At 58.1% G+C, this 6,578-nt stretch carries 5 protein-coding genes; 3 read left to right on the forward strand and 2 right to left on the reverse strand.

The window, feature by feature from the left end:
* Positions 1-188 precede the first annotated feature (188 nt).
* From ubiU to CW267_RS17690, 3 genes are all read left to right on the forward strand, one after another.
* Positions 189-1,184, forward strand: coding sequence for a ubiquinone anaerobic biosynthesis protein UbiU (gene ubiU / locus CW267_RS17680; protein WP_004206164.1), 996 nt, complete (start codon positions 189-191; stop codon positions 1,182-1,184).
* A 5-nt stretch (positions 1,185-1,189) separates the two neighbouring features.
* Positions 1,190-2,068: a U32 family peptidase gene (locus CW267_RS17685; protein WP_012540484.1), complete on the forward strand. Its 879-nt coding sequence runs from the start codon at positions 1,190-1,192 to the stop codon at positions 2,066-2,068.
* Between the two features lie 143 nt (positions 2,069-2,211).
* Positions 2,212-3,219: a luciferase-like monooxygenase gene (locus CW267_RS17690; RefSeq protein ID WP_038421844.1), complete on the forward strand. Its 1,008-nt coding sequence runs from the start codon at positions 2,212-2,214 to the stop codon at positions 3,217-3,219.
* 44 nt (positions 3,220-3,263) lie between these two features.
* On the opposite strand, the gene mtr is transcribed toward CW267_RS17690, so the two are convergent.
* Both mtr and CW267_RS17700 read right to left on the reverse strand, forming a co-directional pair.
* Positions 3,264-4,508, reverse strand: coding sequence for a tryptophan permease (gene mtr, locus CW267_RS17695; protein ID WP_008806624.1), 1,245 nt, complete (start codon positions 4,506-4,508; stop codon positions 3,264-3,266).
* 143 nt (positions 4,509-4,651) lie between these two features.
* Positions 4,652-6,578, reverse strand: a 1,927-nt coding sequence (locus CW267_RS17700) for a DEAD/DEAH family ATP-dependent RNA helicase (RefSeq protein ID WP_101148643.1), incomplete at its 5' end; no start/stop codon positions are given.

Consider the following 6,578-nt stretch of genomic DNA (forward strand, 5'->3'; position numbering starts at 1 on the left):
TTGTGCCATATCACATAAACAACATAGCGGCGTAAATCAACAAAAACGCGATGACGGCCGCCAGTTATTGGCGCCACCAATACACTTTTAACTGCCTCAAATCAAAAATTGTCACCAGAAGGTTAACTAAAATCCCTGCTCGTTAACCATTCAGCGTCCCTGACGGGCCGCATTTTTCAGGAAAAATTATGGAGCTGCTCTGCCCAGCCGGTAACCTTCCGGCGCTTAAGGCGGCCATCGAAAACGGCGCCGATGCCGTCTATATCGGGCTGAAAGATGACACCAACGCCCGCCACTTTGCCGGCCTTAATTTCACCGAAAAGAAACTGCAGGAAGCCGTCAGCTTTGTGCATCAGCACCGTCGTAAGCTACATATTGCGATCAACACCTTCGCCCATCCCGACGGCTACGCCCGCTGGCAGCGCGCGGTGGACATGGCCGCCCAGCTGGGCGCCGATGCGCTGATCCTGGCCGATATCGCCATGCTGGAGTATGCCGCGGAGCGTTATCCACACATTGAGCGTCACGTTTCGGTGCAGGCTTCCGCCACCAATGAAGAGGCCATTCGCTTCTATCATCGCAACTTTGACGTGGCACGCGTCGTACTACCACGAGTGTTATCTATTCACCAGGTGAAGCAGTTGGCCCGTGCCACGCCGGTGCCGCTGGAAGTCTTCGCCTTCGGTAGCCTGTGCATCATGGCGGAAGGCCGCTGCTATCTCTCTTCCTACCTGACCGGCGAATCGCCGAATACCGTCGGCGCCTGTTCACCTGCCCGCTTCGTGCGTTGGCAGCAAACGCCGCAGGGGCTGGAATCTCGCCTTAATGAGGTGCTGATCGACCGCTATCAGGATGGCGAAAACGCCGGCTATCCGACGCTGTGCAAAGGCCGCTATCTGGTCGATGGCGAGCGCTATCACGCACTGGAAGAACCCACCAGCCTAAACACCCTGGAGCTGTTGCCGGAGCTGATGGCCGCCAATATCGCCTCGGTGAAAATCGAAGGCCGTCAGCGCAGCCCAGCGTACGTCACCCAGGTGGCGAAAGTCTGGCGCCAGGCGATCGACCGCTGCAAAGCCGATCCGCAGAATTTTGTGCCGCAATCCGCCTGGATGGAAACCCTTGGTTCGATGTCCGAAGGGACGCAAACCACCCTTGGCGCCTATCACCGTAAATGGCAGTGAGAAACATGAAATATTCATTAGGGCCGGTGCTGTACTACTGGCCAAAAGAGACGCTGGAAGATTTTTACCAGCAGGCGGCAAACAGCAGCGCCGACACCATTTATCTCGGCGAAGCCGTGTGCAGCAAACGCCGCGCCACCAAAGTTGGCGACTGGATCGAGATGGCAAAAGCGCTGGCCGGTAGCGGCAAACAGGTGGTGCTGTCTACCCTCGCGCTGGTGCAGGCCTCTTCCGAACTGGGCGAACTGAAGCGCTATGTCGAGAATGGCGAGTTCCTGATTGAGGCCAGCGACCTTGGCGTGGTGAACCTCTGCGCCGAACGCAAGCTGCCGTTCGTTGCTGGGCATGCGCTGAACTGCTATAACGCCGTCACTCTGCGCCTGCTGCTGAAACAAGGCATGATGCGTTGGTGCATGCCGGTAGAGCTTTCCCGCGACTGGCTGGCAAATTTACTGACCCAGTGCGAAGAGCTGGGTATTCGCAACCAGTTTGAAGTGGAAGTGCTGAGCTACGGCCATCTGCCGCTGGCCTATTCCGCGCGCTGCTTTACCGCCCGCTCGGAAGACCGGCCAAAGGACGAATGCGAAACCTGTTGCATCAAGTACCCGACCGGACGCAGCATGCTGTCGCAGGAGAACCAGCAGGTGTTCGTGCTCAACGGTATCCAGACGATGAGCGGCTACGTCTATAACCTTGGCAACGAGTTAACCTCGATGCACGGCCTGGTGGATATGGTGCGCCTGTCGCCGATGGGCAACGAAACCTTCGCTATGCTAGAGGCCTTCCGCGCCAACGAAAACGGTGCTGCGCCACTGGATCTTACCAGCAATAGTGATTGCAACGGCTACTGGAAACGGCTGCCCGGTCTGGTGCTGCAAGCCTGATAAACCGCTCACTTTGTTAACAACAGTGCTCAGATTTTAATGCATTATTAAAGATGCAGCTTTTCTGGCTGGCGCGTCCAGGATGCGCCAGGCTGGAAGAAGACCTTCAATCTGATGACGATGCTGTAGCAAAGTGAGCCTTTATGACTGACAAATCTGTTTCGTTCTCGGTGCTCGACTTGGCGCCGATCCCGCAAGGCTCTTCTGCCAAAGAAGCCTTTACCCACTCTCTGGATCTCGCCAGGCTGGCCGAATCGCGCGGCTATCACCGCTACTGGCTGGCGGAGCACCATAATATGGTCGGCATTGCCAGCGCGGCGACCTCGGTGCTGATAGGCTATCTCGCCGCCAATACCACCACTCTGCATCTCGGTTCCGGCGGGGTGATGCTGCCCAACCACTCACCGCTGGTGATCGCCGAGCAGTTCGGCACCCTGAATACCCTTTATCCCGGGCGTATCGATCTCGGCCTTGGCCGCGCGCCAGGCAGCGATCAGCCGACCATGCGCGCCCTGCGCCGCCATATGAGCGGCGATGTCGATAACTTCCCGCGCGACGTGGCGGAACTGGTGGACTGGTTTGACGCCCGCGATCCGAACCCGCACGTGCGTCCGGTTCCCGGCTATGGCGAACGAATTCCGGTGTGGCTGCTGGGCTCAAGCCTGTACAGCGCCCAGCTGGCGGCGCAGCTCGGCCTGCCGTTTGCTTTCGCCTCGCATTTCGCGCCGGATATGCTGTTCCAGGCGCTGCATCTGTATCGCAGCAATTTCAAACCTTCGGCGCGGCTGGAAAAGCCGTACGCGATGGTGTGTATCAATATTATCGCCGCCGACAGCAACCGCGATGCGGAGTTCCTCTTTACCTCTATGCAGCAGGCGTTCGTTAAGCTGCGGCGCGGCGAAACCGGACAGCTGCCGCCGCCGGTGGAAAATATGCATCAGCTGTGGTCAGCGTCCGAGCAGTATGGCGTGCAGCAGGCGTTAAGCATGTCGCTGGTCGGCGATAAAACGAAAGTCCGCCACGGCTTAGAGTCCATTCTGCGTGAAACCGAGGCGGACGAAATCATGGTCAATGGCCAGATCTTCGACCACCAGGCGCGTCTGCATTCTTTCGATTTAGCGATGCAGGTGAAAGAGGAGCTGTTGGGATAACACAAACGTCAGCCCGGTGGATGTTATGCCACCGGGTATTAACCTTACTGATAAACCGGCAGCAGATTAAAGCTCGACAGGAAGTGCACCACCGCGTTGCCGAGACCAAAGAGCAGGATCAGCACAATCATCGCTTTTCCGCCCCACACGCGGAACTGTGGGCTGCCGAAGCGTTTACGCGAAGCGCGGGCCAGCAGCGCCGGCACAATGGCCGCCCATACCGTCGCCGCCAGGCCGGCATAGCCGATGGCGTAAAGGAAACCATCTGGTTTCACCAGCCCGCCAATCATCGGCGGGATAAAGGTCAACAGCGCGGTTTTAAAGCGCCCCATCGCGCTATCGTCAAAGCCAAACAGATCCGCCAGATAGTCGAACAGACCCAGCGTCACGCCGAGGAACGAACTGGCGACGGCAAAGTTGGAGAACACTACCAGCAGCAGATCCAGGCCGCGGTTATTCAGTACGCCGCTCAGGGCCTGCACCAGTACATCAATGTTACCGCCCTTCTGCGCAATATCGATAAACTGCGGACGCGGGATATTGCCCATCGTCACCAGCAGCCAGACCACGTACAGACCCAGCGCCAGCAGCGTACCGTAAATCAGACAGCGGGTAATGGTGCGCGGATCCTTACCATAATATTTCATCAGGCTCGGCACGTTACCGTGATAGCCAAACGAGGCCAGGCAGAACGGCAGCGTCATCAGCAGGTAGGGCGCATAGGAGGCATTCTTCTCCGCGACGTTAAACAGCGTCGTCGGTTCGACGTGTCCCAGCAGGCTGCCGAAGGTCAGGAAGAAGGTGATGACCTTGGCGCCGAGCACGATAGCCGTCATGCGGCTCACCGCTTTGGTGCTCATCCAGACAATAAACGCCACCAGCAGCGCAAAGCCGAAGCCCGCCGCGCGCGCCGGTACGTTCAGCGACATTTCACTGAAGGTATGGTGCAGGATAGAACCGCTCGCCGAAATATAGGCGTAGGTCAGGATATACAGCACAAAGGCGATCGACACGCCGTTCACCAGGTTCCAGCCCTTGCCGAGCAGGTCTTTGGTGATGGTGTCGAAACTGGAGCCAATCCGGTAGTTGAGGTTGGCTTCCAGGATCATCAGTCCGGAGTGCAGCATGCAGAACCAGGTAAAAACCAGCGCCGCCAGCGACCAGAAGAACCACGCGCCGGACATCACCACCGGCAGCGAGAACATGCCCGCGCCAATAATCGTGCCGCCGATAATCACCACGCCGCCAAACAGGGACGGTCGGGTGGTCGTAGTGGTTAGTGTCGCCATTTACCGAAATCTCCAGTCAAAAAAACTTTCCCACAATGGGTGCGACGCACTGTACCAGTACACGAGTACAAAAGGAATAAAAAAAGCCCCAATCATGGCGATCGGGGCTGTATTATTTACTTTACGCTAGCGTGTTGCGCTAATTACGCATCGCCACCGAAACGACGACGACCAGCGGAGTCATCACGGCGCGGCGCAGCTGCATCGTCACGACGCGGCGCACGGCCTTCACGACGTTCGCCGCTGAAACGACGACCATCACCACGACCGCCTTCACGACGTTCGCCACCGAAGCTACGGCCGCCTTCACGACGCTCACCGCCGAAACCACGGCCGCCTTCACGACGTTCACCGCCGCCACGACGTTCAGTGCGCGGCTGCGCATCGCCCATCAGCTGCATGTTCATCGGTTTGTTCAGGATGCGGGTGCGAGTAAAGTGCTGCAGTACTTCGCCCGGCATACCTTTCGGCAGTTCGATGGTGGAGTGAGAACCGAACAGCTTGATGTTACCGATGTAACGGCTGCTGATATCGCCTTCGTTAGCGATCGCGCCAACGATATGACGAACTTCAACGCCGTCATCACGGCCTACTTCAATGCGGTACAGTTCCATCTCGCCAACATCACGACGCTCACGCTTCGGACGATCTTCACGATCGCCACGCGGGCCACGGTCATTACGGTCGCCACGACGCTCGAAACGGTCATCACGATCGCGGAACTCACGCTTAGGACGCATCGGCGCATCCGGCGGGACGATCAGAGAACGTTCGCCCTGGGCCATTTTCAGCAGCGCGGCGGCCAGCGTTTCCACGTCCAGCTCTTCGCCTTCCGCCGTCGGCTGGATTTTCGCCAGCAGCGCACGGTACTGGTCCAGATCGCTGCTTTCCAGCTGCTGCTGAACTTTAGCCGCGAATTTTTCCAGGCGACGTTTGCCCAGCAGTTCTGCGTTTGGCAGTTCTACTTCAGGGATCGTCAGTTTCATCGTACGTTCGATGTTACGCAGCAGGCGACGCTCGCGGTTCTCAACGAACAGCAGGGCGCGGCCAGCACGACCCGCACGACCGGTACGGCCGATACGGTGAACGTAAGACTCGGAATCCATCGGGATGTCATAGTTAACAACCAGGCTGATACGCTCAACGTCCAGACCACGGGCCGCAACGTCGGTGGCGATCAGAATGTCCAGACGACCGTCTTTCAGACGCTCCAGCGTCTGCTCACGCAGCGCCTGGTTCATATCGCCGTTCAGCGCGGCGCTGTTATAGCCGCTACGCTCCAGCGCTTCAGCCACTTCCAGGGTCGCGTTTTTGGTACGCACGAAGATAATCGCCGCATCAAAGTCTTCCGCTTCCAGGAAGCGCACCAGCGCTTCGTTTTTACGCATGCCGTAGGCCGTCCAGTAGCTCTGGCTGATGTCCGGGCGCGTGGTGACGCTGGACTGAATGCGCACTTCCTGCGGCTCTTTCATAAAGCGGCGGGTAATGCGACGAATCGCTTCCGGCATGGTGGCAGAGAACAGCGCGGTCTGATGACCTTCCGGGATCTGCGCCATAATGGTTTCTACGTCTTCGATAAAGCCCATGCGCAGCATTTCATCGGCTTCGTCCAGTACCAGACCGCTCAGTTTAGAGAGATCCAGCGTGCCGCGCTTCAGGTGGTCCAGCAGACGACCCGGGGTACCGACAACGATCTGCGGACCCTGACGCAGGGCGCGCAGCTGCACGTCATAACGCTGGCCGCCGTACAGGGCAACCACGTTTACGCCGCGCATATGTTTAGAGAATTCCGTCATTGCTTCAGCAACCTGTACCGCCAGTTCGCGGGTCGGTGCCAGCACCAGAATCTGTGGTGCTCTCAGCTCAGGATCAATGTTGTTCAGCAGCGGTAAAGAGAACGCTGCGGTTTTACCGCTACCGGTCTGGGCCATACCCAGAACATCGCGGCCGTCCAGCAGATGCGGAATGCACTCAGCCTGGATCGGAGATGGTTTTTCGTAACCCAGATCGTTAAGCGCTTCAAGGATGGGAGCCTTCAGGCCCAGATCTGCAAAAGTGGTTTCGAATTCA

The organism is Klebsiella sp. X1-16S-Nf21 (assembly GCF_002837615.1).
Taxonomy (GTDB): Bacteria; Pseudomonadota; Gammaproteobacteria; order Enterobacterales; family Enterobacteriaceae; genus Klebsiella; species Klebsiella variicola.